General features: G+C 61.4%; 19 protein-coding genes. 7 read left to right on the plus strand and 12 right to left on the minus strand.

Translation table 11 applies throughout. The features are described 5' to 3' along the window. Window position 1: 1 nt before the first annotated feature. The 5 genes from ACSPX5_RS15420 to ACSPX5_RS15440 all read right to left on the minus strand — a co-directional run bounded on the left by ACSPX5_RS15420 (window position 2) and on the right by ACSPX5_RS15440 (window position 4,339). Window positions 2–1,819 carry an ABC transporter ATP-binding protein gene (locus tag ACSPX5_RS15420; RefSeq protein ID WP_169431389.1) on the minus strand — a complete coding sequence of 606 codons (1,818 nt, stop codon included), beginning with the start codon at window positions 1,817–1,819 and terminating at the stop codon, window positions 2–4. Then, window positions 1,812–2,414, minus strand: a complete 603-nt coding sequence (locus ACSPX5_RS15425) for a DsbA family protein (protein ID WP_169432679.1) — start codon at window positions 2,412–2,414, stop codon at window positions 1,812–1,814. Before ACSPX5_RS15425 ends, ACSPX5_RS15420 begins: the two co-directional genes overlap by 8 nt. A 35-nt stretch (window positions 2,415–2,449) precedes the next feature. Continuing rightward, window positions 2,450–3,391 carry an oxygen-dependent tRNA uridine(34) hydroxylase TrhO gene (gene trhO, locus ACSPX5_RS15430; RefSeq protein WP_064383409.1) on the minus strand — a complete coding sequence of 314 codons (942 nt, stop codon included), beginning with the start codon at window positions 3,389–3,391 and terminating at the stop codon, window positions 2,450–2,452. 117 nt (window positions 3,392–3,508) lie between these two features. Further along, window positions 3,509–3,808 carry a BolA family protein gene (locus tag ACSPX5_RS15435; protein WP_065257175.1) on the minus strand — a complete coding sequence of 100 codons (300 nt, stop codon included), beginning with the start codon at window positions 3,806–3,808 and terminating at the stop codon, window positions 3,509–3,511. Window positions 3,809–3,820: 12 nt separating this feature from the next. Beyond that, window positions 3,821–4,339: a DUF2059 domain-containing protein gene (locus tag ACSPX5_RS15440; protein WP_169431392.1), complete on the minus strand. Its 519-nt coding sequence runs from the start codon at window positions 4,337–4,339 to the stop codon at window positions 3,821–3,823. 193 nt (window positions 4,340–4,532) lie between these two features. Here ACSPX5_RS15440 and ACSPX5_RS15445 point away from each other — a divergent pair, with 193 nt between their 5' ends. Then, window positions 4,533–5,927, plus strand: coding sequence for a class II fumarate hydratase (locus tag ACSPX5_RS15445; RefSeq protein WP_439819865.1), 1,395 nt, complete (start codon window positions 4,533–4,535; stop codon window positions 5,925–5,927). Window positions 5,928–6,049: 122 nt separating this feature from the next. Here ACSPX5_RS15445 and ACSPX5_RS15450 read toward each other — a convergent pair whose 3' ends face one another. Then, on the minus strand, window positions 6,050–7,009 hold the full coding sequence (locus ACSPX5_RS15450) for a DMT family transporter (protein WP_207865519.1): 960 nt from the start codon (window positions 7,007–7,009) through the stop codon (window positions 6,050–6,052). A gap of 209 nt (window positions 7,010–7,218) precedes the next feature. On the opposite strand from ACSPX5_RS15450, the gene ACSPX5_RS15455 reads away from it, so the two are divergent. Then, the gene (locus tag ACSPX5_RS15455) at window positions 7,219–7,419 is read left to right on the plus strand and encodes a DUF6316 family protein (protein ID WP_169431395.1); all 201 of its coding nucleotides are present in this window, start codon (window positions 7,219–7,221) and stop codon (window positions 7,417–7,419) included. On the opposite strand, the gene ACSPX5_RS15460 is transcribed toward ACSPX5_RS15455, so the two are convergent. Together ACSPX5_RS15460 and pap are read right to left on the minus strand one after the other, a co-directional pair. Then, window positions 7,416–8,600: a thiolase family protein gene (locus ACSPX5_RS15460; RefSeq protein WP_169431396.1), complete on the minus strand. Its 1,185-nt coding sequence runs from the start codon at window positions 8,598–8,600 to the stop codon at window positions 7,416–7,418. The two genes, ACSPX5_RS15455 and ACSPX5_RS15460, sit on opposite strands and share 4 nt — an antisense overlap. Window positions 8,601–8,700: 100 nt before the next feature. After that, window positions 8,701–10,215 carry a polyphosphate:AMP phosphotransferase gene (gene pap / locus ACSPX5_RS15465; protein WP_207865521.1) on the minus strand — a complete coding sequence of 505 codons (1,515 nt, stop codon included), beginning with the start codon at window positions 10,213–10,215 and terminating at the stop codon, window positions 8,701–8,703. Between the two features lie 173 nt (window positions 10,216–10,388). Here pap and mnmC point away from each other — a divergent pair, with 173 nt between their 5' ends. Continuing rightward, window positions 10,389–12,368 carry a bifunctional tRNA (5-methylaminomethyl-2-thiouridine)(34)-methyltransferase MnmD/FAD-dependent 5-carboxymethylaminomethyl-2-thiouridine(34) oxidoreductase MnmC gene (gene mnmC, locus ACSPX5_RS15470; protein WP_439819866.1) on the plus strand — a complete coding sequence of 660 codons (1,980 nt, stop codon included), beginning with the start codon at window positions 10,389–10,391 and terminating at the stop codon, window positions 12,366–12,368. Between the two features lie 6 nt (window positions 12,369–12,374). Here the strand turns inward: mnmC and ACSPX5_RS15475 are convergent, their stop codons facing one another. Then, a complete protein-coding gene (locus tag ACSPX5_RS15475; protein WP_439819867.1) occupies window positions 12,375–17,210 on the minus strand; it encodes an NEL-type E3 ubiquitin ligase domain-containing protein in 4,836 nt (1,611 codons plus the stop codon). Window positions 17,211–17,506: 296 nt separating this feature from the next. Between ACSPX5_RS15475 and ACSPX5_RS15480 the strand changes: the two genes are divergently transcribed. The 4 genes from ACSPX5_RS15480 (at window position 17,507) to ACSPX5_RS15495 (ending at window position 22,567) form a co-directional block, all read left to right on the plus strand. Further along, window positions 17,507–19,279 carry an N-acetylglutaminylglutamine amidotransferase gene (locus ACSPX5_RS15480; protein WP_439819868.1) on the plus strand — a complete coding sequence of 591 codons (1,773 nt, stop codon included), beginning with the start codon at window positions 17,507–17,509 and terminating at the stop codon, window positions 19,277–19,279. Between the two features lie 3 nt (window positions 19,280–19,282). After that, window positions 19,283–21,028 carry an N-acetylglutaminylglutamine synthetase gene (ngg, locus tag ACSPX5_RS15485; protein ID WP_439819869.1) on the plus strand — a complete coding sequence of 582 codons (1,746 nt, stop codon included), beginning with the start codon at window positions 19,283–19,285 and terminating at the stop codon, window positions 21,026–21,028. 61 nt (window positions 21,029–21,089) lie between these two features. Then, window positions 21,090–22,280 (plus strand): osmoprotectant NAGGN system M42 family peptidase, encoded by a 1,191-nt coding sequence (locus tag ACSPX5_RS15490; protein ID WP_007950879.1) that lies wholly within the window; start codon window positions 21,090–21,092, stop codon window positions 22,278–22,280. 59 nt (window positions 22,281–22,339) lie between these two features. Next, complete coding sequence (locus ACSPX5_RS15495) at window positions 22,340–22,567, plus strand: YheU family protein (RefSeq protein ID WP_085710893.1); 228 nt, start codon at window positions 22,340–22,342, stop codon at window positions 22,565–22,567. 5 nt (window positions 22,568–22,572) lie between these two features. On the opposite strand, the gene csrA is transcribed toward ACSPX5_RS15495, so the two are convergent. The 3 genes from csrA to ACSPX5_RS15510 all read right to left on the minus strand — a co-directional run bounded on the left by csrA (window position 22,573) and on the right by ACSPX5_RS15510 (window position 24,105). Next, a complete protein-coding gene (csrA, locus tag ACSPX5_RS15500; RefSeq protein ID WP_169431402.1) occupies window positions 22,573–22,758 on the minus strand; it encodes a carbon storage regulator CsrA in 186 nt (61 codons plus the stop codon). Window positions 22,759–22,893: 135 nt separating this feature from the next. Beyond that, window positions 22,894–23,226 carry a YnfA family protein gene (locus ACSPX5_RS15505; RefSeq protein WP_085710895.1) on the minus strand — a complete coding sequence of 111 codons (333 nt, stop codon included), beginning with the start codon at window positions 23,224–23,226 and terminating at the stop codon, window positions 22,894–22,896. Between the two features lie 63 nt (window positions 23,227–23,289). Beyond that, complete coding sequence (locus ACSPX5_RS15510) at window positions 23,290–24,105, minus strand: SDR family oxidoreductase (protein ID WP_169431403.1); 816 nt, start codon at window positions 24,103–24,105, stop codon at window positions 23,290–23,292. Window positions 24,106–24,170 lie beyond the last annotated feature (65 nt).

The following is a 24,170-nucleotide window of genomic DNA, read 5'->3' on the forward strand; positions in this document are numbered from 1 at the left end:
CCTACAAGCGCTGCAAATGCCCATAAAGCTTGGCGTACAACCCACCATCGGCAATCAGTTGCTGATGGTCGCCATCCTCGGCCACTTGTCCGCCGTCGAACACCAGCACCCGGTCTGCCTGCTTAACCGCCGACAGACGGTGAGCGATGATCAGCGTGGTGCGGCCATGGAGGAACCGCGCCATGGCCTGGTGCAGGTTGTACTCGGTGGCGGCGTCAAGGGCTGATGTGGCTTCGTCGAGGATCACCACTTTGGGTTCGGCGAGGATCATCCGGGCGATGGCCAAACGTTGCCGCTGACCACCGGACAGGCGCACGCCGGAGCGGCCGACGATGCTGTCCAGACCGTCCGGCAATGCGCGGATGGCGGGTTCGAGCTGGGCGATTTCCAGCGCCTGCCAGCAGGCCTCATCGCTGCGGGTACGGCCCATGGTCAGGTTGGCGCGTACGGTGTCGTTGAACAGCGCCGGATGCTGCAGCACCACCGCGACATTGTCCCGAACCGTTTCCAGGCCGATTTCCTGCTGGGACGATCCACCGAAACGGATCGTCCCGGCCAGTGGCGTGTACAGGCCCAGCAGCAATTGCACCAAGGTACTTTTGCCACCGCCGCTGGCGCCGACAATCGCCACTTTCTCGCCGGGGGCGATGGACAGGTCCAACTGATCCAGCACCAGTTCGTCACCGTAACCGAAGCTCAGACCCTGCACCTGAATCCCGACGGTATCGCGGCCCTTGAACGGATCGACGCCGCCGGGGTATTGCGGCTCGTCGGCGCGGGCCAGCAGTTCGTTGATCCGCGACAGCGCACCGCCCGCCGCGTAATAGGCGTATTGCAGGTTCAGCAATTGTTCGACCGGGCCGATCATGAACCACAGGTAACTGAACACCGCGAGCATCTGGCCGATCGAAAGATCGGAGAACAGCACCGTGAGCATCGCCGCCGCGCGGAAGATGTCGATGCCGAACTGGAACAGCAGGCCACTGGCACGATTCGAAGCGTCGGTCTTCCACTGCGAGTTGACCGCGTAGTTGCGCACTTCCTGAGCCCGTAGACCCAGCCGTCCGAGGAAGAAGCCCTGACGGTTGCCGGCGCGCACTTCCTGGATCGCATCGAGGGTTTCGCTCAGCGCCTGGGTGAAGCGCGAGGTGCTGTCGTTCTCCAGTTTCTTCAGGTGTTTGACCCGTTTGCCCAATTGCACCGTGGCGTAGATCACCAACGGGTTGAACAGCAGGATCAGCAGCGCCAGTTTCCAGTGCATCCACATCAGGATGCTGGCGGTGCCGACCAGGGTCAGCATCGCCACGAGGAAACGGCTGAGGGTTTCGCCGACAAACTTGTCGAGGGTGTCGAGGTCGGTGACCAGGTGCGTGGTGACCGTGCCGCTGCCCAGGCTTTCGTATTCGCCGAGGGAGATCCGTTTCAGACGTTCGATCAGGCGCACGCGGATGCGATACACGATGTCCTTGGCCAACCGCGCAAACAGACGGGCCTGCAACACGCCAAAACACAGGGCGCTGCAGCGCAGGGTCAGCGTCACCACCAGCATCAGGCCGATGTAGCCCGCCGCTTGCTGCCACATCGAAGGCAGCACGTGGTTCATGACTTTCAGCGCGGCATCGCCGTGGCCGAGCAGGACTTCGTCCACCAGCAACGGCAGCAGCAACGGAATCGGCACGCTGCACAGCGTCGCCAGTACGGCCACGCCGTTGGCGATCCACAGGGATTTTTTGTGATGAAGTGCCAGACGCCGGACTTCAGCCCAGCTCAGCCGGTCGACACGCTTGACGGCTGGCGTGTCATCGGCCGGGTCAGACACAGGCGGCGCGCTCCAGCCATCGGCCGAGCAACGGCGACAGTTCACTGAGCGGCTGGTAGCCGTTGGTCAGCAACGCCAATTGGCCGTTGCGTTCGGCGAGCAGGGTCGGGAAGCCGGCGATGCCCAGATCCTGCACCCAAGTGAAATCGGCCTGGGTCGCCTTGTGTTGATCGGCATGATCAAACAGGGCAGCAAATTCGATACGGGGGACGCCGGCCTTCTCTGCCAGTTCCACCAGAACGCTGGCCTGGGTGACATCGCGACCTTCGGCGTAAAACGCGTGCTGGATCAACCCCACCAGTTTCCACGCGCAATCCGGCGCCAGGCTGCGCGCGGTGACGATGGCCCGACAAGCTGGCTCGGTGTCGTAGACAAAGCCGTCCGGCAGCGCGCCTTCGAACTTGAACGGCTGGCCGGTGGCCTCGGTGACCGCCTGCCAGTGTTCGAGAATGTAGCGCCGGGTGGTCGGTTCCAGCGCCGCACCACTGCCGGTGCGCAACCCGCCGACCACCAGGTGCAGTTCCACCCCGGCCGCCTGCGCCTGCTCCACCAATGCCTTGGCCACCGGGGCAAATCCCCAGCACCACGAACACATCGGATCCATCACATAGAGCAGGCGTGCAGACATGATTAAGCCTCGGTGGATGCTTGCTTATAGTTGTAGCCGATCGGGTGCGGCATGTTGCGCGCTTTGGCCAGCTCGATCTGCTTCTGCCGATCGATGGCGCTGCGGCGGGTCTTTTCGCTCAGGCTGTTCCAGCAGTGCGGGCAACTGATGCCGGCCACGTAGTGCTCGGAGGCGCGATCCTCGACGCTGACCGGGGTGCGGCAGGCATGGCACTGATCGTAGTCGCCCTCGCTCAGGTCATGACGAACGGTCACGCGGTTGTCGAAGACGAAGCAGTCGCCCTGCCACTTGGTTTCTTCCTGCGGCACTTCTTCGAGGTACTTCAGGATGCCGCCCTTGAGGTGGTAAACCTCTTCGAAGCCTTCGCCCAGCATATAGCTCGACGCCTTCTCGCAGCGGATGCCGCCGGTGCAGAACATTGCGACCTTCTTGTGCACGGCCGGGTCGAAGTGCTCTTTGATGTAGTCAGGGAATTCACGAAAACTGGTGGTTTTCGGATCGATGGCGCCTTCGAAAGTGCCGATCGAGACTTCGTAATCGTTGCGGGTGTCGATCAGCAGCACTTCCGGATCGCTGATCAGCGCATTCCAGTCCTTGGGCTCGACGTAGGTGCCGACCTTCTTGTTCGGGTCGACGCCTTCCACGCCCAGGGTCACGATCTCTTTCTTGAGCTTGACCTTGGTGCGATAGAACGGCTGCTCGTCGCAGTACGATTCCTTGTGATCGATATCGACCATGCGCGGATCGTTGCGCAGCCAGGCCAGCAGGCCGTCGATGCCTTCGCGGCTGCCGGAAACCGTGCCGTTGATGCCTTCTTCGGCGATCAGCAGGGTGCCTTTGATGCCGTTGTCGACCATCGCTTGCAGCAGCGGCTCGCGCAGGTTGACGTAATCTTCGAGGGTGACGAACTTGTACAGTGCCGCCACGACAATCGGTTGTGTCATGGGTATTTCTCCAGGTGGCTACCCTCGTAAAGGGTGAACCGGATGCGAAAAAAAACGCGCCGGGTCAGCGGCGCGTTGCGGATTCTAGCAAAAAACCTCAGTTCATTGCTGCAAGGCTCAATGCTTGCTGCCGCCGGCACAGGTCGGCGACGCTGGAGCGGCGCCCACTTCTGCCCATTCCTGCGGGGTGTAGGTGTGCAGCGCCAACGCATGGAACTCGCCCATCAGCTCGCCGAGCGTGCCGTAGACTTTCTGGTGGCGCTTGACGCGGTTCAGGCCTTCGAACTGCGCACTGACCACCACTGCCTTGAAGTGGGTCTGCAACCCGCGACTGTGCATGTGGCTTTCGTCCAGCACTTGCAGATGCTCAGGCTGAAGCAGCGCCAGCGTCGATTCGATGCGTTGTTGCATGGTCATCACGAACTCCGCTTACTTCTTCTTGGCCGCAGCCGCGCCTTTGGGTGCCAGCTCGTTGGTCATGTCGTCCAGCAGCTTGTTGACCACAGGAACGGCGGGCTCCAGTTTGGCCTGGGTCATCTGGGCCGATTGCTGGGTCAGCTGCGGCATTTTTTCCAGGACTTTCTTGCCCAGTGGCGACTGGTAGAACGCGACCAGGTCTTTGAGCTCCTGCTCACTGAAGGTGCTGGTGTAGAGCTTGACCATGTCCGGTTTCAGCTTGTTCCAGCCAATGGCCTGATCCAGGGCGGCGTTGGCCTTGGCCTGGTAGGTATCCAGTACGGCTTTCTTGGATTCCGGAGCCTTGGTCTGTTCAAAACGCTGGGCGAACATCTGCTGCACCTGCATGTACACCGGAGTGCCCAGCTTGTCAGCGTGCGCCAGGGTCAGGAAAGCTTCGGCACTGGCGTTGTGGCTGGCGGTATCGGCAAGCACCTGGCCGCTGGCGCAAACCAGGGCAACCGCGGTGCAGATGGCACGAAGACGAGTCATCGAGTTTCCTTTTCAGCTAGGCGAGGTAAAACCCCAAAGGCGACCATTCTGCGCCTGAATAACGCTGCGGCTCAACCCCCGGCCCTTGCCGCGCTTGATTGGCGGGGATTTGCCGGTCAACAATCGGCCGGAGGGAACCACCCGGGCCGACACCGGCCTAAACTGCGCAAACAGACCAACAGGAGTGTGCACGATGAGCCGTATCGAAACCGACAGCCTGGGCCAGATCGAAGTCCAGGACGACGCTTACTGGGGCGCTCAGACGCAACGCTCGCTGATCAACTTCGCCATCGGTCAGGAACGCATGCCGTTGCCGGTCTTGCATGCACTGGCGTTGATCAAGAAAGCCGCGGCCCGGGTCAACGACCGCAACGGCGACTTGCCGGCCGACATCGCCCGCCTGATCGAACAGGCCGCCGACGAAGTGCTCGACGGCCAGCACGACGACCAGTTTCCGCTGGTGGTCTGGCAGACCGGCAGCGGCACGCAAAGCAACATGAACGTCAATGAAGTGATTGCCGGTCGCGCCAACGAACTGGCCGGCAATCCACGCGGCGGCAAAACGCCCGTACACCCGAACGATCACGTCAACCGCTCGCAGAGCTCCAACGACTGCTTCCCCACCGCCATGAGCATTGCCACCGCGCAGGCTGTACAAACCCAACTGCTGCCGGCCATCGCCGAGCTGTCGGGGGGCCTGGCCGAGCTGTCGGCGCGGCACATGCAGCTGGTGAAGACCGGTCGCACCCACATGATGGACGCCACGCCGATCACCTTCGGCCAGGAACTCTCCGGTTTCATAGCGCAGCTGGATTACGCCGAACGGGCAATTCGCTCAGCGTTGCCGGCCGTGTGCGAACTGGCCCAGGGCGGCACAGCCGTCGGCACCGGGCTCAACTCGCCCCACGGTTTCGGCGAAGCGATTGCCGCCGAGCTGGCTGCACTTTCCGGTCTGCCGTTCGTCACCGCGCCGAACAAGTTCGCCGCCCTCGCCGGCCATGAGCCACTGACCACCCTCTCCGGCGCCCTGAAAACCCTCGCCGTGGCACTGATGAAGATCGCCAATGACCTGCGTCTGCTGGGCTCCGGCCCTCGTGCAGGTTTTGCCGAAGTACGTCTGCCGGCCAACGAACCGGGCAGCTCGATCATGCCCGGCAAGGTCAACCCGACCCAGTGCGAGGCGCTGTCGATGCTCGCCTGTCAGGTGCTGGGCAACGACGTCGCGATCGGCTTTGCCGCCAGCCAGGGTCACCTGCAACTGAACGTGTTCAAACCGGTGATCATCCACAACCTGCTGCAATCGATTCGCCTGCTGGCCGATGGCTGCAGCAACTTCCAGCAGCACTGCATCGCCGGGCTTGAACCGGATGCCGAAGTCATGGCGAAACATCTGGAACGCGGCCTGATGCTGGTGACGGCGCTGAATCCGCATATCGGCTACGACAAATCGGCGGAAATCGCCAAGAAGGCCTACAGCGAAGGCAAGACTTTGCGCGAAGCGGCGCTGGAGCTGGGCTATCTGACGGATGAAGAATTCGATGCCTGGGTGCGGCCGGAGAACATGATCGAGGCCGGTGCAAAGGGCTGAAATCATCAGCGTCTGTAAGTCAGTCTTCGCGAGCAAGCCCGCTCCCACTTTTAACCGCAATCCCATCTGAGGAATGCGGTTAAAAGTGGGAGCGGGCTTGCTCGCGAAGAACGATGACTCGATTAACCTGCTGCCATGCGCATCCGCCGGGCCTTGAGCCCGGCAATTAGCGAAGGCCCCAGCGCTACCAGCGCCGACCCCAGCACCACCAGCACCGCCCCGCCATACCCCAGCAGATTGATTTGCTCGGCGTGTACATACTCAGGCCACACCCCGGCCGCCACCGCCACCGCACCGAACGTCACCAATGGCGTGATTGCGAGCGTCGCACTGACCCGCGAAGCCTCCCAATGCGCCAGCGCCTCGGCAAACGCGCCATAGGCAATCAGGGTGTTCATACAGCACGCCAGCAGCAGCCAGCCCTGCAACGGGCTCAACGACAGCGCCTCAAGCGGATGCACCCAAGGCGTCAGCAGCAAGGCGCAGAACAGGTAGATCACCATCATCACCTGCAGCGAATTCCACACCGTCAGCAATTGCTTCTGACCCAGTGCATAAAACGTCCAGACCGTCGACGCCAGCAGCACCAGCAACACGCCCGCGGTGTAGTCGGATAACGACGTGAGCAATTCAGCCAGACGCTGATTGAAGAACAACCCAAAGCCGACCAACAGCACCGCCAGCCCAATGCCCTGGCCGATACTGAAGCGTTCCTTGAACACGAACAGGCTGGCGATCAGCAACATGATCGGCCCCATCTGCACCACCAGTTGCGCGGTGCCGGGGCTGAGCAGGTTCAGGCCCATCAGGTACAGCACGTAGTTGCCCACCAGCCCGAGCACCGCCATCAGCACCAGCCAGCCGCCCTTCGGCCCTAGCACCTTGCGGCTCGGCAATCGTTTGGTCGCCGCCAGATAAATGAACAGACAACCGCCGGACACCAGCAGGCGAAACCAGGTCACCGTGACCGGGTCCATCACCACCAGCACCTGCTTGAGCTTGATCGGCAGGATTCCCCACAGAAACGCCGTCAACAACGCCAGGAACATGCCGTACACCCAACGACCCGATGAAACGTGCATGAGAACCCCAAGCGCCAGAGACAGGAGCGCTCATTCTAGGCGCAGAGCCTCGGCCGACACAGGGACAGTTGCGCTCCAGCCGCAAATGAAACTGTGCAGGTCGCAGCATTAAATTGACGTGCTGCCGTTGATCGGCTGGCGAACCAATGCAAGTGGTTCAGGCATAAGCTCTTTGGACCCCATCCGCGCAGCGCTCAAGGAGATCGATCATGTTCGGAATGCGTGCCCAGGACACCGCCCCCGCCACGCACTTTCGCAGCGACCGGGTGTGCCGGGTCAACGGCGAACTGTTTTTCAGCACCCGTGAGAACACGCTCGAAGGGCCGTTCGACAGCCCCGAGAAAGCCGAGCAGGAAATCCGCGCGTACATCGCGCGGATGCAATGGATGGATGCCGGCAGTCAGGCCTAGCGCACCGCTTCAAACAAGCCGGTCGCGCCCATCCCGCCGCCCACGCACATGGTCACGATCCCGTAGCGCAGGTTGCGCCGCTGCAACTCGCGCACCAGATGCCCGACCTGCCGCGAACCGGTCATGCCGAATGGATGACCGATGGAAATCGAGCCGCCGTTGACGTTGTACTTCTCGTTATCGATTTCCAGCCGGTCACGGGCGTACAGGCACTGCGAGGCAAACGCTTCGTTCAACTCCCACAGGTCGATGTCCGCTACCTGCAAACCTTTGGCCTTGAGCAGCTTCGGCACCGAGAACACCGGGCCGATGCCCATTTCGTCCGGCTCGCAACCGGCCACGGTGAAACCGCGGAAAAACGCCTTTGGCTTGAGCCCCAGTTGCAGGGCTTTTTCCAGGCTCATCACCAGCGTCATCGAGGCGCCGTCGGACAACTGCGACGAGTTGCCTGCGGTCACCGAACCGTCTTCGGCGAACACCGGTTTCAATCCGGCAAGGCTTTCATAGGTGGTGTCCGGGCGGTTGCAATCATCACGATCGACGACGCCGTCGAGGATCTGCACTTCACCACTGTGCTTGTCTTCGACCCGGTACTTCACCGCCATCGGCACGATCTCATCATTGAACAGGCCGGCTGCCTGCGCCTGAGCGGTGCGGATCTGACTTTGCAGCGAGTAGCGATCCTGAGCCTCGCGGCTGACGCCATAACGGCGCGCCACCACCTCGGCGGTCTGGCCCATGGTGTAGTAGATGCCCGGGGTCTGCTGCTTGAGCAACGGGTTGATCAGGTGATCGGTGTTGACGCTTTTGAGGGTCAGGCTGATCGACTCGACACCGCCGGCGACAATGATGTCGCTGCAACCCGAGGCGATCTGGTTGGCGGCAATCGCAATCGCCTGCAAACCCGAAGAGCAGAAACGGTTGAGGGTCATGCCCGCCGTGCCGGTGCCCAGTTGCGAGAGCACCGCCACGTTGCGCCCGATGTTGTAGCCCTGGGCGCCTTCGTTGGAGCCGGCACCGACGATGCAGTCCTCGACGCTGGCGGGATCGACGTCGTTGCGCGACAGTAAGGCGTTGACACAATGAGCCGCCATGTCATCGGGGCGGGTCTGGTTGAACTTGCCGCGAAAGGACTTCGCCAGGCCGGTCCGTACACTGTCGACGATCACCACTTCACGCATGGCATACCTCATTGTTGTAGTCGGTTGAGAGTGAACCGAGCATAAGTCCCCCCCTCACCGACCGCGACAATCATTCACCTCGCGTATGCGTGCCCATCGGTCAGTCCTTGTGCTTCTTTTCCTTCTTGTCGGATTTCTCGAAGGCTTCTTCCAGCGCCCGGTTGATCGTGCGCAGCACCTTGACCCGGGCCCAGCGCTTGTCGTTGGCCTCGACCAGTGTCCACGGTGAAATTTCGGTACTGGTGCGGTCGACCATGTCGCCCACCGCCGCACGATAGGCGTCCCACTTGTCGCGGTTGCGCCAGTCGTCCTCGGTGATCTTGAAACGCTTGAAGGGGATTTCCTCACGGGCCTGGAAACGCTCCATCTGCGTATCCTTGTCGATGGCCAGCCAGAACTTGACCACGATCACCCCGGCATCGGCCAGTTGCTCTTCGAAGTCGTTGATTTCGCCGTAGGCACGCATCCAGTCCGCCGTGCTGCAAAAGCCTTCGATCCGCTCCACCAGCACCCGGCCGTACCACGAACGGTCGAACACGGTGAACTTGCCCCGGGCCGGAATGTGTCGCCAGAAACGCCACAGGTACGGCTGCGCCCGTTCCTCTTCGGTCGGCGCGGCAATCGGCACGATGTTGTACTGACGTGGATCGAGCGCCGCCGCGACCCGCCGGATCGCCCCGCCCTTGCCCGCCGCATCGTTGCCTTCGAAGACCGCCACCAACGCATGACGGCGCATGCGCTTGTCACGCATCAACCCGGACAGACGCGCCTGCTCGGTAATCAATTGCTCTTCGTAATCCTTCTTGTCCAGGCTCTGGCTCAGGTTGAGGCTGTCGAGCAGGTTCAACTGATCCACCGATGTGCCCAGCGGCTGGGCACTGACAACGTTCGAATGCACGTCCGGACGTTTCAGCGCATTTTGCAGGCCTTCGAGCAGGAGCTTGCCCACCGTCAGGCTACGGTAATGCACGTCCACCCCTTCGATGACATGCCAGGGTGCGTAGTCGCGACTGGTGCGACGCAGAACCCTCTCGCCATATTTGACGAACTTGTCGTAGGTCTCCGATTGCTGCCAGTCCAGCGGACTGATCCGCCAACTGTGCAACGGATCATCGGCGAGTGCCTTGAGCCGCGCCTTCATCTGCTTCTTGGACAGATGGAACCAGAACTTGAAGATCAGCGCGCCTTCATCGCACAGCATTTTTTCCAGGCGCTCGGCGCCGGCAATGGCCTGGTCCAGTCGTGGATCCTTGAACAACCCGTGCACCCTGCCCTGCAGCATCTGGCTGTACCAGTTGCCGAAGAAGACCCCCATGCGCCCCTTGGCCGGCAGCATCCGCCAGTAACGCCAGGCCGGTGGCCGTGCCAGTTCTTCGTCGGTCTGTTGGTCGAAGGTACGCACTTCGATCAGGCGCGGGTCCATCCATTCGTTGAGCAACTTCACCGTCTCGCCCTTGCCGGCGCCTTCGATGCCGTTGATCAGAATGATCACCGGGAAACGCTTCTGCTGCTGCAACTCGAACTGGGCTTCAAGCAAGGCTTCACGCAGGGCGGGAACGGCGGCTTCGTAGGTGTCTTTGTCGATGGCGTGACCGATTTCAGCGGATTCGAACATAGGGACGGCTCCTTCCAGGATTCAGCAAGACTAGCGGATTGGGCATGGGGGCGGCACAGAAATTCCCGCTGGCGGCGGATTGTCCATGAGTCGTGCGCAACCAGGCTTGCCATGGATCAAGCGGCGCCTGCGTGATCGGCTAGAATGGCCGCCTTGTCGTTGCCGAGCCTGCCATGAAACCTGTAATGCCCCACGCCCAACTCGACTGGGATGACCAGGGACGCCCGCGTTCGCGAGTGTTCGACGATGTGTACTTTTCCGATCAGTCGGGGCTGGATGAAACCCGCTACGTGTTCCTCGAACAGAACCGTCTGGCCGAGCGCTTTGCCGCGCTGCCTTCGGGTGGGCGACTGGTGATCGGCGAAACCGGCTTCGGCACCGGGCTGAATTTTCTCTGCGCCTGGCAGTTGTTCGAACAGCACGCGGTCGCCGGTGCGCGACTGCATTTTGTCAGTGTGGAAAAGTACCCGCTGAGCCCTGCCGACCTGCAACGGGCGTTGGCGTTGTGGCCGGAACTCAAGCCGCTGGCCGATCAATTGCTCACGCATTACGTGGCAATCCATCAAGGCTTCCAGCGCATTGTTCTGGACAACGGTCGAGTCACCCTGACGCTGTTGATCGGTGATGCGCTGGAACAGTTGCCGCAACTCGACGCACAGATCGACGCCTGGTTTCTCGACGGTTTTGCTCCGGCGAAAAACCCCGAAATGTGGACCGCCGAACTGTTCGCCGAACTGGCGCGGCTGGCGGCGCCCGGTTCGACCATCAGCACGTTTACCAGCACCGGCTGGGTACGGCGCCTGCTCAACGCTGCCGGCTTCAAGATGAAGCGCACGCCGGGCATTGGACACAAATGGGAAATCCTGCGCGGCGAATTTCTCGGCTGGCCCGAGGGCGTGGCACCTCCCGCCGTTGAAAAACCGTGGTTCGCCCGCCCGGCTCCCGTCACCGGAGAGCGACGGGCGCTGGTGATCGGTGCCGGTCTGGCCGGCTGTGCCACGGCGGCCAGCCTCGCGGCGCGGGGCTGGCAGGTCAGTCTGCTGGAACGGCATGACGCGGTTGCACAGGAAGCATCGGGTAACCCACAAGGCGTGCTGTATCTGAAACTGTCCGCCCACGGCACGGCACTGTCGCAGTTGATCGTCAGCGGTTTCGGCTACACCCGACGCCTGCTCGAAAACCTGCAACGCGGCACCGACTGGGATGACTGCGGGGTGCTGCAACTGGCGTTCAATGAAAAGGAATGCGAACGTCAGGCGCAACTGGCAGCCGCGTTCCCCGAAGACCTTGTGCAATGGCTCGATCAACCCGAGGCACAGGCCCGCGCCGGGGTCGGTCTGGAACACGGTGGTTTGTATTATCCCGAGGGCGGCTGGGTGCATCCGCCGGCGTTGTGTCAGGCGCAATCGGCACAACCGGGCGTCACGCTGCTGACTCATCAGCAGGCCCTTGAACTGCGCAAGGTCGACGGTCAGTGGCACGCCTTCGACGGGGAACGGTTGATCGCAACAGCACCCGTCGTGGTGCTGGCCGGTGCCGCTGAAATCAAACGTTTTGCCCAGAGCGCCGACCTGCCCCTCAAGCGCATTCGCGGGCAGATCACCCGACTGGCGCAGACCACACAAAGCCAGGCGCTGACCACCGTCGTGTGTGCCGAAGGTTACGTCGCACCGGCACGGCTGGGCGAGCACACCCTCGGCGCCAGTTTCGATTTCAACAGCGACGACCTGACCCCGACCACCGCCGAACACCTGGGCAATCTGGCGATGCTCGAAGAGATCTCCACGGATCTGGTCGCGCGCCTGCACATCAGTGAACTCGACGCCGACAGCCTTCAGGGCCGTGCAGCCTTCCGTTGTACCAGCCCCGACTACCTGCCGATCGTCGGCCCGCTCGCCGATCGAGAAGCCTTCACCGAGGCCTATCGCGCCTTGAGCAAGGATGCCCGACAGGTGCCGGACATGTCCTGCCCCTGGCTGGACGGTCTGTACGTCAACAGTGGCCACGGTTCCCGGGGGCTGATCACGGCACCACTGTCCGGTGAGCTGCTGGCAGCCTGGCTGGACAACGAACCGCTGCCCCTGCCCAGAGGTGTCGCAGAGGCGTGTCATCCGAACCGGTTTGCCTTGCGGCGGCTGATCCGGGGCAAATGATAATGCTCAGCCACCGGACAGCAGGCAGATATTGCCCTCCACCCGCCGCAGCACCTGCTCGGTCAATTGCTCGAGCAAGGCGCTTTCCGTTTGCTCCTGCCGGGCGGCACACAGGTTCATTTCGCTCAGATAGTCGGCCGAGCTGAGTTCTTCAGCTTTCTCGAATAACGCCAGGGCTTGCTCCTGGTGAAGTGCGCGGGCATCGTCGAACTGCCGGGCAAAACTGCTTTTCACGTATTCGACCCAGAAGGGCTGGCGAACCAGAAACGCCAGCCACTCGGGAGACAGTTCTGCCGTCTGGATTCGATTGATGGCCTCCACCAGATCCGCCCCTGTCACCTTCGCGAGTGAGGCGTAACGCATGTGCGAAGGTTGTCCGGGCAATTCGAGTGCCTGCGCCAGACCCGAGCGGTAGGCAAGAGTCACTTCCAACGGGTCAGGTGCCGCTTGGGCCTGCGCGTGTTGCGCGGCGATCCGGTCAATCTGCTCAAGCCGGAACAGGCCCCTCGCCAGTTTCAGCAGCGCCTTCGTCGAAGGGCGTTGCCCCTTGCTGGCACGTGTCACATGGTGGACCTGCACTGCAACTTCCAGGTGGCTGAAGTTCAATGCCGCATTGTCCGTGCAATTGATCGGGTTGGCCGCCAGATCGAAAATCTGCTCCCGCAGTTCGGCATCGCTCTGCGTCGCGTCCAGAACCGTCCAGACCCGCCGGTACATATCCTCGCGCACATTGGCGGACTCGGCGGAATTGCCCAGCTCCGCCAGCAGAGCGAACAGACCTTCGGCCCTCGGATCATCCTTGATCGCGTTCCACATCTGCAGATGCCGGGAGCCCTCTTCTCCTCCCGTCTCGGTCAACCAGATCGAACGCGCCTGGTTTTCGTCCAGTCGCGCGATATCGTTATCCAGATAACCCATGCCGATTCCGACCGTCCTGCGGTAGTCATAAAGATAAGTTCTGCTGACATCGGAAATCGGGTTATGGCGCAAATTGATCGTTTCACTGAAGCGTCGGGGCGTTTCAAACAGCCAGGCAGGCAGATCACGGATTTCGTTGTCCCGCAGATCCACCCGATCCAGATTGGGCAGCAATTGCAGACCCTTCGGAAACTCGGTGGCGCGGGTATTACGCAAGGAGAGGTAGGTCAAATCGAACAGATTACCGACATCCACCGTAGCGCCGAGGAAGTTCCCGCTGAGATTCAGGCTTTGCAGGGTGCGTAACCTGGCTAACGTCACCAGCGAGTGCTCGGTCAGTTGAATCCTGTTGTCGGCCAGGCTCAGCCGCTTGAGATTCGGCATATGCGAAATGATCTCGGGCAATCGGGTGATTTGATTGCGATCCAGCTCGAGGGACTCGATTTTCGTGAAGGCTTTGAGGAAATAAACGGCATCGTTGTCCAGCAACATGTCCTGCATGGACAATTGCCTGACATGGTCAAACGTCAAACCCACCGGCAAGGTCGGAAATTTACCGAAGCGCATGCCATCGAGCTTCAGACCGTAGACAAGTCGCCCGGCCTCATCGGGCAGGAAGATCAAACGTCGAAAACAGTCCTCGATTTCGAACGCCACGATTTGCCGGCACTCGTGTATTTCATTCAGATCACCGCCCAGGGCCTTCATGGCAGCTTCATCCTCGACCCAGGTATCCATCACTTCCCGCAGCCGGCTCAAGTCCTCTCGCAACTGCCGGACCCTGATCGCCCTGGACAGATGATCGCTCCCCGACTGATCCAGAAACTCATTGGCTTGCACGTCGGAAAACAAGGGGTAAAGCTTTTTCACCTGACGCAATAAACGACGCGAATGCGTTTTCGAACCGACGGGGGAGTCGGCAGATATACACACAGGTTCGGCAATCGCCGCTTGCAACTGCCCCCCCGCCAACACCCGAGCGCACCCCTCGCGCTCATCCAGGGCGCCTTCCAGCAGCATACTGCGCAGGCGTGCGCCATCTTCCGGCTTCGGCAGCGCAAATCCGATGGCCTTGCGCTGCTCCTTTGACAGCCCTTTGAGAATCGCGTGATAAAGGTCTTCCGGGCCGGACACGACTTTGCCGAGCGACTTCCTGTCACGGCCAAACACTTCGTAGCCATTGTCGAGTTCGACCAACGTACATGAACTTGAAATAGCGAGCGGTTTCTCGCCCAACGTTTCCAGCACATCACCGTTCAGTGTTTTCGCCCGTAGTTCCAGATAGAACTCAGGATCCCAGCCACTTAGCCGGGGTAACAACCGTATCGCCAGTGTCCTGGTATCGGCACTGGCGATATCCGCCAGGTAAAAACCTGCCAATGCCCGATCCACACGCACATCGCTCAAGGCCTGACGGGCCCTCTGTGCCAACCCCATGGGCACTCGCCCGGTCCTGCGCAAACGTGTCCGTTCGACGCTTGGCGTACGCCTGAGCAGCTCCCGAGCATACCTCCTCGGCAAACCGGGAAAAGCGCTGCGCAGCCTGACCGACTCACCGAAGACGCCGCGGTCGAATTGCTGGTAAAGGTGATCGAAGACCGACCTGCAATCGGCCTTGACCGCAGCCCCGATCACTTTCGCCAGCTGCACGCTGGCATCAGCCGGGGCAACGTTCGCCCCCACAAGTGCCTCGACCTCCCAGGGGTACATGCCGTCCAGAACAGTTTGCAGCAGCTCTCCTTTTTCCAGTTGCTCATGGCTCACGATAATGCTCACCGTGTCATCGTCAATCGATGCAGGAGGATAGGTCGCGGTGATACGGTCGCTTTCATCCACGACCTTGATGTAGCGATCGGCCGGCCAGTTCGCGAGTTCGGGCAACACGTGCAACTGCTCCTGGACATGACGGGCGTCGGTCGCCTCGCCACGCTCCATGGCGCGAACGAAATCACGCAATCTGCGTTCGATTCCAAATCGCTCGATCATGTCGCGCAACCGTGGGGGCAACGACAGATTGTCATCGCTCAGACGATGCAATTCGTCGAATCGAGTGTCGGTCAATCGCCGGATCATCTCCAGGCGACTGTCCTCGAACCTGCCCAGATTCGGGTCTATGCGTCTGAGGGTGTAGGCGCCGTTCCACTGCTCGCTCGCCTCGCCGGGGTGACGCCAGCCACCATGCCGGTGGGGCTTGAGTGGCGGAGCGTAGGCATCCGGACGGACCGGGTGCCGGATACGCCAGGTGTCGGAAGCCGGCTCCAGCACCACTTCATAGAAATGGTGGTCAATACGGGCAAAGAACCTGCCTTCCCCCCGGTACAAACCCGTCACCTCGGGATCGGGATCGGCCCCCACTGGCAAAGGCTGTTCATAACCGTCCAACTGTGGCTTCCACAAGCGTGGCTGCCCCTTATTGTCCAGAATGGCCGTGAATGCGTGGAAAAAATCAGGATGTTTTCGAACCGTTCTGATCGCCAGGGATTTCAGGCCTTTGACGCCGGCCCCCACGACGGCCATCAGGACAATGTTCTCAGCGACGCTGAGCAGGTGTGAAAACGCTTCCTGACGATCTCCCTGGCTCCAGTCCTCGATCCCTTCATATATCTCTGCGAGCATCTGTCCGATGGCGACCCCCATCATCAACTGCCCCAACACCGGTAAGACAAATCCCGCTGCGTTAGCGACCGTCATACCGGTTTCCAGGTAATGCAGCAGACGCGTCCTGCGCGCCTCCTCATCGACATCCTCGGTCGGCACGGCGAGCACACGGGCATCGAGTTGCAGCTTGCCGACATGACTCTTGAACATGAAGTCGAACAGCGGACCGGGCATTTCCAATTGTCTGACGCGCCCCAGGCTGCCGGTATCGGCGAAGGTCTTGAAAAAGTCGATCTTGTCGCCTTCGCCGATGCAGTGAGTGAAATAGCTTTTGTAGCTGTCCACCCCCAACTTGAATTCAAGATACGTCGTGAACGCCGTGAAACTGGCGTACTCGTACAGGGGTTGATCAGGCTCTCCCGGCATGTACACCAGGCACCATTGATCCGGGTCCGACTCGACCGAACGTTCGGAGAACACCACAACCCCCCAGATACAACTCTCAAGCAATTCGATCCCTTGCATGATCAACGGCCGACCCTGAAACCGCAGGCTTTGGGTGTCGACAACGCCACCGGCATCAATCAAGCGCTGAACCGTCTGAAAACCCTCCTGAGAGACGTGCTCCCTCACCAGCGCCAGAAGCAGGTCCAGTTGCAGCAGGTGTTTTTTCATGGTGGTGATGTCGAGAACCAGGGGACCGGTGGCTGTCCGGTTTCCATCCACCGTCTTGACACCGAACACCTGCTGGAAATGTTGCTGATACTGCTGCCCCAGGTTCAGCTCACGACAAAAAGCAGCGAACGCTGTGGGCGTCAGACCGGGAACCCCCTCCGGCATGCTGGTTATCCGAACCACACTTCCCTCGGGGAAGTAATCGGGCTGTGCCTCGTCCTCCGTGAAGTTCTGCATGGCAGCCTCGAGCAACGTCGGAGTGGCGAACGGAATAACCGCCGGGCCGCCCCCCGGCGGGACCACAGGCTCACATCCACAATAGCTCCCGGGCAATTGCAGGTGGTCTTTCTCGACATCGAACACTGCGGACCATCGGGCGCTCAGCGTGCGGTTCAACAGATCAATGCAAAAACTGTTCAAAGGTTGCAGCCGGCCAAGATGTGTCTCGACTGTCGACTGAATGGCTTGCAGATCACGCGCAGCCTTGTCCAGCGCTGCCAGTGTGTCGGCAGTGGCGTTGAGCAGCGCCGCAGGCAGGTTCTTCTGCAAGGCCTGGGCCGTGTCCAGATCGCCTGTGGCTTCCAGCAAAAAGCTCAGTTTCTGTTCTTCCGAGAGGGTGACCGGTGTCACGGATACCGGTGGAGTGGACATGGGCAATATTCCTTTATTGCTGTGCAGTCCTCCCACCCTAGCGATCCCGAAAGCGAATAAAAAACACGAATAACTGCCCGTTCGGGCCCGCAAACCAGCAGTAATCCGCATGTTTCGAATACATATTTACCACCCGCGGCATCCTCCGGGATGCTAAAGGCCCATCGGTCAGCTCAGCCCACTTATAACTGATCGTTCTAAAACTCCCACATCCGAGCCGGGTCAGTTTCTGGGTACCGTCCATTTCGGCGCGGTTCAGAAATGCCCTCCCCAACGGAAAAACCGGTAAGGACTTTATGTGCGGATTAGCTGGCGAGTTACGTTTTGATCAACAACCTGCAGACCTTGCAGCCATCGAGCGAATCACCCATCACCTGGCGCCTCGCGGCCCCGACGCCTGGGGCTTTCACGCTCAGGGGCCGATTGCCCTGGGCCATCGACGCCTGAAAATCATGGACCTGTCGGACGGCTCGGCGCAGCCGATGATCGACAGTCGACTGGGCCTGTCCCTGGCCTTCAATGGCGCGATCTACAACTTCCCGGAACTGCGCGCCGAACTCGAAGCGCTCGGTTATGCGTTCTACTCCGGCGGCGACACCGAAGTGCTGCTCAAGGGTTATCACGCCTGGGGCGAAGCGCTGCTGCCGAAACTCAACGGCATGTTTGCCTTCGCCATCTGGGAGCGCGATGCCCAGCGCCTGTTCATCGCCCGCGACCGCCTCGGCGTCAAACCGCTATACCTGTCGCGCACCGGCCAGCGCCTGCGCTTCGCCTCGGCCCTGCCGGCGTTGCTCAAGGGCGGCGATATCAACCCGATCCTCGATCCGGTGGCGCTCAACCATTACCTGAATTTCCACGCCGTGGTGCCTGCGCCGCGCACCTTGCTGGCCGGCATCGAAAAGCTGCCGCCGGCGAGCTGGATGCGGATTGAGGCAGACGGCACCACCGAGCAGAAAACCTGGTGGACCCTGCCCTACGGCCCACGCGAAGACGAGAAGAACCTGACTTTGGAAGACTGGCGCGACCGCGTGCTCGACAGCACCCGTGAGGCGGTAGCGATCCGCCAACGGGCGGCGGTGGATGTCGGCGTGCTGCTTTCCGGCGGCGTCGATTCAAGCATGCTCGTTGGCCTGCTGCGCGAAGTTGGCGTGGAGAACCTGTCGACCTTTTCCATCGGTTTCCAGGATGCCGGCGGCGAACGCGGCGACGAGTTTCAGTACTCCGATCTGATCGCCAAACACTACGGCACCCATCACCACCAACTGCGCATCGACGAAAGAGAAATCATCGAGCAACTGCCCGCCGCGTTCCGCGCCATGAGCGAGCCGATGGTCAGCCACGATTGCATCGCCTTTTATCTGCTGTCCCGCGAAGTGGCCAAGCATTGCAAGGTTGTACAGAGCGGCCAGGGCGCCGACGAGTTGTTCGCCGGTTATCACTGGTATCCGCAAGTGGACGGCGCACCCGATCCGTATGCGGCCTATCGCGAGGCGTTTTTCGACCGCAGCTACGACGATTACGCCGCCACGGTGCAGCCGAAATGGCTGACCGCCAATGATGCTGCCGGCGACTTCGTGAAGGAGCATTTCGCACAACCCGGCGCCGATGCCGCAGTCGACAAGGCCCTGCGTCTGGACAGCACCGTGATGCTGGTGGACGACCCGGTCAAACGCGTCGACAACATGACCATGGCCTGGGGCCTGGAGGCGCGCACGCCGTTTCTCGACTATCGCCTGGTGGAATTGTCGGCCCGTATTCCCGGCAAATTCAAACTCCCCGACGGCGGCAAGCAGGTCTTGAAAGAAGCCGCGCGACGGGTCATCCCAAGTGAAGTGATCGACCGCAAAAAAGGTTACTTCCCGGTGCCGGGCCTCAAACATTTGCAAGGCGACACCCTGAACTGGGTGCGCGAACTGCTGCTGGATCCGAGTCAGGATCGCGGCCTGTTCAACCCCGCCATGCTCGACAAGCTGCTGACTGATCCACAAAGCCAGTTGACCCCGCTGCGCGGCTCCAAGCTGTGGCAACTGGCGGCTTTGAACCTGTGGCTCAGCGAACAAGGAATCTGATTGATGAAACCTCACGCCACGGCTTACAGCCAACGGCTGCTGCGCGGTCAGACACCCTCCTACGAACGATTGCAGGCGCGCCTGGCCGAAGATGGCAATCAACCGAGCGCCGAGCCGATTGCCGTGCATTGCGGCTGGGGCCGGTTGCTGATCGGCCACACCTTTCCCGACCCGGCGAGCCTCGCCCGGGAATTGCTCAACGAGCATCCGGGTGAGCGCGATATCGCGTTGTACGTGGCTGCGCCACAGCAGGTTCTCGGTCTGGAACCGACTCAACTGTTTCTCGATCCGTCCGATACCTTGCGCCTGTGGTTCAGCGATTACCGTCAGGCAACGCGGGTGTTTCGCGGTTTCCGCATCCGTCGTGCGCAAAGCGAAGAGGACTGGCAGTCGATCAATCAGCTGTATCAGGCACGCGGCATGTTGCCGATCGACGCCTCCCTGCTCACTCCGCATCATCAGGGCGGCCCGGTGTACTGGCTGGCGGAAGACGACGACAGTGGCGCGGTGATCGGCAGTGTCATGGGCCTCAATCACCAGAAGGCTTACAACGACCCGGAAAACGGCAGCAGCCTGTGGTGCCTGGCGGTCGATCCGCAGTGCTCGCGTCCCGGGGTCGGTGAAGTGCTGGTGCGCCATCTGATTGAGCATTTCATGAGTCGGGGTCTGAGCTACCTCGATCTGTCGGTGCTGCATGACAACCGGCAGGCGAAAAACCTCTACGCCAAACTCGGTTTTCGCAACCTGCCGACGTTTGCCATCAAGCGCAAGAACGGCATCAACCAGCCGCTGTTCCTCGGGCCGGGGCCGGAGGCGCAATTCAACCCCTATGCGCGGATCATCGTCGAGGAAGCCCATCGGCGCGGCATCGATGTGCAAGTGGATGACGCCGATGCCGGGCTGTTCACCCTCAGTCATGGCGGGCGCCGGGTGCGTTGCCGCGAATCCCTGAGCGACCTGACCAGCGCCATCAGCATGAACCTGTGCCAGGACAAGAGCCTGACCCACAAAGTGTTGAAAGCCGCCGGGTTGAACGTACCGTCGCAGCAGTTGGCAGGGAACGCGGACGACAACCTGGCCTTCCTCGATGAACACCAGCGAGTGGTGGTCAAACCGCTGGATGGCGAACAGGGCCAAGGCGTGGCGGTGGATCTGCAGACCATCGAGGACGTGCAGACGGCCATCGAAGCGGCCAGGCAGTTCGACACTCGCGTGCTGCTCGAGAGCTTCCACGAAGGCTTCGACCTGCGGATTCTGGTGATCGGTTTCGAGGTCGTGGCCGCAGCGATCCGCCGGCCGGCGGAAGTGGTCGGCGACGGCCATCATTCCATCGGCGCGCTGATCGAAGCGCAGAGTCGGCGACGGCAAGCGGCCACCAGTGGCGAAAGCAAGATCCCGCTGGATCATGAAACCCAGCGCACTCTGCACGCGGCCGGTTACGACTACAGCAGCATTCTGCCGGCGGGTGAGCATCTGTTCGTGCGACGCACGGCGAACCTGCACACCGGTGGCACGCTGGAAGACGTCACCGCGATCCTGCACCCGACCCTGGCCGACGCTGCCGTGCGTGCGGCCCGGGCACTGGAAATCCCCATGGTCGGACTCGACCTGATGGTACCGGCGGCAGATCAACCGGCGTACGTGTTCATCGAAGCCAACGAGCGGGCGGGTCTTGCCAACCATGAGCCTCAACCGACGGCCGAGCGCTTTGTCGATCTGTTGTTTCCGCACAGTCAGCCGGCCGCTTGATCCCTCTTCAGCGTCATTCCCGCGTTGAACGCGTGAATGACGCCTCGCAACAGGAGTTTCCATGACCACCCAAATTCCCGAACCGGATCTGAATTACCTGCAGAAAGTCCTGCTGGAAATGCTCGCCATTCCCAGCCCTACCGGGTTCACCGACACCATCGTGCGTTACGTCGCCGAACGTCTGGAGGAACTTGGCATTCCCTTCGAAATGACCCGTCGCGGCACGATTCGCGCCACCCTCAAGGGCAAGAAAAACAGCCCTGACCGCGCGGTCTCGGCGCACCTGGACACCATCGGCGCCGCCGTGCGCGCGGTGAAAGACAACGGCCGTCTGACCCTGGCGCCGGTGGGCTGCTGGTCGAGCCGCTTCGCCGAGGGCAGCCGCGTCAGCCTGTTCACCGACAACGGCGTGATCCGCGGCAGCGTGTTGCCGCTGATGGCGTCCGGGCATGCCTTCAACACGGCCGTGGACGAGATGCCGATCAGCTGGGATCACGTCGAACTGCGGCTGGACGCCTATTGTGCGACCCGCGCCGATTGCGATTCGCTGGGCATCAGCGTCGGCGATGTCGTCGCCTTCGACCCGCTGCCGGAATTCACCGAAAGTGGTCACATCAGCGCTCGTCACCTGGATGACAAGGCCGGCGTCGCCGCACTGCTGGCAGCATTGAAAGCCATCGTCGACAGCGGTCAGGAGTTGATGATCGATTGCCATCCGCTGTTCACCATCACCGAGGAAACCGGCAGCGGTGCAGCTGCGGCGTTGCCGTGGGACGTCAGCGAATTCGTCGGTATCGACATCGCCCCGGTCGCGCCCGGCCAGCACTCTAGCGAACATGCCGTGAGCGTGGCGATGCAGGATTCCGGTGGACCGTACGACTATCACCTGTCGCGGCACTTGTTGCGCCTGGCCGGCGAACACGAACTGCCGGTGCGCCGCGACCTGTTCCGCTATTACTTCAGCGATGCCCACTCGGCGGTCACCGCCGGTCACGACATCCGCACCGCCCTGCTCGCCTTCGGCTGCGACGCAACCCACGGCTACGAACGCACGCACATCGACAGCCTGGCCGCGCTCAGTCGCTTGCTGGGGGCGTACATTCTGAGCCCGCCAGTGTTCGCCAGCGATGCCCAACCGGCCACCGGGTCACTGGACCGATTCAGTCATCAGATCGAACACGAAACGCAGATGGAGAGCGACACCCGTGTGCCATCGGTGGACAGCCTGGTGGGGCAACGCTCGGACAGTTGAGTCTGGCCCTCGGCGATCATTCGCCGTAGCATCCCGAGATTGATTTAGCCGAGGTGCCCATGCTGATTCCCTACGACGCGCTCGAAGTCGACACCCTGACCCGCCTGATCGAGGATTTCGTCACCCGCGACGGCACCGACAACGGTGACGACACACCATTGGAAACCCGCGTTCTGCGGGTTCGCCAGGCCCTGATCAAAGGCCAGGCGCTGATCGTTTTCGATCCGGAAAGCGAGCAATGCCAGTTGATGCTCAAGCACGACGTGCCCAAGCACCTGTTCGACTGAAACGGTCAGCGGCCCTTGCCGCTGGCCTGTTTGCGCTGGATCCGCTCGTAGACTTCGGCGCGGTGCACATTGACCTGCTTTGGCGCCTCGACGCCGAACCGCACGCTGGAGCCGTTGACCGCCAGAACGCGCAAAGTGATGTTGTCGCCGATGGAAATCAGTTCACCGACAACTCGGCTGAGTACAAGCATGGGGGTGTCCTTCAAGGTTTTCGAGCCTTGAAGATGCGCGGCTTTCGAGCACCCTACAATGCGCTGCGGGCAAATCAGTCAAACCCTACAGGCCCGGGCGCCTTGGCCTTCAGATGTTTCCTTCAAGCCGATGCTTCAGGTCGCCGAAAACCGAGGCCCGAACAGAATCACGCTGGCCCCGATTACACACAAGGCGACACCGATCCAGTCCGATCCCAGCGGGCGGATACGCTCGACCACGGCCAGCCAGCCAATCGAGGCAATGATGTAGATGCCGCCGTAAGCAGCGTAGGCGCGACCGGCGTAGGTTGCTTCAACACGCGTCAACAGCAGCGCAAACAGGGTCAGGCTGAGCAGCGCCGGGATCACCCACAAGGCGCTCTTGCCCTGGCGCAGCCACATCCAGAACGCGAAACAGCCGGCGATTTCAAACAGCGCGGCGAGGAAAAACCACAGGTAATTGAGCATGCAAGACATCTCGTCAGGGTGACTGTTGCGGCCACCCTAACGATGCGGCGAACCCCGGGCAAGTCAGCCGTTGTTCTGCTTGGCCTTGGCGCGCATCTTTTCGGCCATCGCGGTCATTTCGTTGTACAGCAGCTGCGGGTTCTTCTGCTTGATCGCCCAGGCCATTCGCCCTTGCTCATGGGGCAGGATCATGAACTCGCCGGCCGCAACCTGCTTGTAGATGTAATCGGCAATATCGGCGGCGGTGATCGGCGAACTCTCCAGCAACTTGCCAACCTGGGCTTTCATGGCCGGTGTCGGACCACGGAACGAGTCCAGCAGATTGGTCTGGAAGAACGACGGGCAGACCACATGGACACCGACTTCCTGCTGGGCCAGTTCGATCAACAGGCTTTCGGACAACGCCACCACGCCGGCCTTGGCGACGTTGTAGTTGCTCATCGCCGGACCTTGCATCAGTGCCGCCATCGAGGCGATGTTGATGATCTTGCCCTTGCTTTGCTCCAGCAACGGCAGGAACGCCTTGCAGCCCTTGACCACGCCCATCAGGTTGATCGCGATCTGCCAGTCCCAGTCTTCCAGCGACAGCTCGCTGAAGAATCCACCCGAGGCCACACCGGCGTTGTTGACGATGATGTCGATGCCGCCGAACTTCTCTTCACAGGCCTGAGCGAACGCAGTGAGCTGGCTGTAATCGCGCACATCGCAGCGCTGGATGAAACCGTCGCCACCCGCCTCGCGAACCAGTTTCAGAGTCTCCTGCAAGCCGGGCTCGCTGACATCGGACAACGCCAGTTGCCAGCCTTCACGCGCCCAGCGCAGCGCGATTTCGCGACCCAGGCCGGAGCCCGCGCCAGTGATCATCATGCGATTTTGCATAGCAGACAGCCTTGTTGTTCCGGGGAAGATGCGCGCAGTGTAGCGAAGGAACCGGAGCGACCCAC

This window comes from Pseudomonas sp. HLG18 (genome assembly GCF_051903985.1).
In the GTDB taxonomy this organism is placed as follows: Bacteria; Pseudomonadota; Gammaproteobacteria; order Pseudomonadales; family Pseudomonadaceae; genus Aquipseudomonas; species Aquipseudomonas fluorescens_BT.

What these genes read in the sequence shown, in the direction of transcription:
- ACSPX5_RS15425 (WP_169432679.1), bottom strand. Translation starts at nt 2,414, where the DNA reads ATGTGTTCGTGGTGCTGGGGATTTGCCCCGGTGGCCAAGGCATTGGTG.
- trhO (WP_064383409.1), bottom strand. Translation starts at nt 3,391, where the DNA reads ATGACACAACCGATTGTCGTGGCGGCACTGTACAAGTTCGTCACCCTC.
- ACSPX5_RS15435 (WP_065257175.1), bottom strand. Translation starts at nt 3,808, where the DNA reads ATGACCATGCAACAACGCATCGAATCGACGCTGGCGCTGCTTCAGCCT.
- ACSPX5_RS15440 (WP_169431392.1), bottom strand. Translation starts at nt 4,339, where the DNA reads ATGACTCGTCTTCGTGCCATCTGCACCGCGGTTGCCCTGGTTTGCGCC.
- ACSPX5_RS15445 (WP_439819865.1), top strand. Translation starts at nt 4,533, where the DNA reads ATGAGCCGTATCGAAACCGACAGCCTGGGCCAGATCGAAGTCCAGGAC.
- ACSPX5_RS15450 (WP_207865519.1), bottom strand. Translation starts at nt 7,009, where the DNA reads ATGCACGTTTCATCGGGTCGTTGGGTGTACGGCATGTTCCTGGCGTTG.
- ACSPX5_RS15455 (WP_169431395.1), top strand. Translation starts at nt 7,219, where the DNA reads ATGTTCGGAATGCGTGCCCAGGACACCGCCCCCGCCACGCACTTTCGC.
- ACSPX5_RS15460 (WP_169431396.1), bottom strand. Translation starts at nt 8,600, where the DNA reads ATGCGTGAAGTGGTGATCGTCGACAGTGTACGGACCGGCCTGGCGAAG.
- pap (WP_207865521.1), bottom strand. Translation starts at nt 10,215, where the DNA reads ATGTTCGAATCCGCTGAAATCGGTCACGCCATCGACAAAGACACCTAC.
- mnmC (WP_439819866.1), top strand. Translation starts at nt 10,389, where the DNA reads ATGAAACCTGTAATGCCCCACGCCCAACTCGACTGGGATGACCAGGGA.
- ACSPX5_RS15475 (WP_439819867.1), bottom strand. Translation starts at nt 17,210, where the DNA reads ATGTCCACTCCACCGGTATCCGTGACACCGGTCACCCTCTCGGAAGAA.
- ACSPX5_RS15480 (WP_439819868.1), top strand. Translation starts at nt 17,507, where the DNA reads ATGTGCGGATTAGCTGGCGAGTTACGTTTTGATCAACAACCTGCAGAC.
- ngg (WP_439819869.1), top strand. Translation starts at nt 19,283, where the DNA reads ATGAAACCTCACGCCACGGCTTACAGCCAACGGCTGCTGCGCGGTCAG.
- ACSPX5_RS15490 (WP_007950879.1), top strand. Translation starts at nt 21,090, where the DNA reads ATGACCACCCAAATTCCCGAACCGGATCTGAATTACCTGCAGAAAGTC.
- ACSPX5_RS15495 (WP_085710893.1), top strand. Translation starts at nt 22,340, where the DNA reads ATGCTGATTCCCTACGACGCGCTCGAAGTCGACACCCTGACCCGCCTG.
- csrA (WP_169431402.1), bottom strand. Translation starts at nt 22,758, where the DNA reads ATGCTTGTACTCAGCCGAGTTGTCGGTGAACTGATTTCCATCGGCGAC.
- ACSPX5_RS15505 (WP_085710895.1), bottom strand. Translation starts at nt 23,226, where the DNA reads ATGCTCAATTACCTGTGGTTTTTCCTCGCCGCGCTGTTTGAAATCGCC.
- ACSPX5_RS15510 (WP_169431403.1), bottom strand. Translation starts at nt 24,105, where the DNA reads ATGCAAAATCGCATGATGATCACTGGCGCGGGCTCCGGCCTGGGTCGC.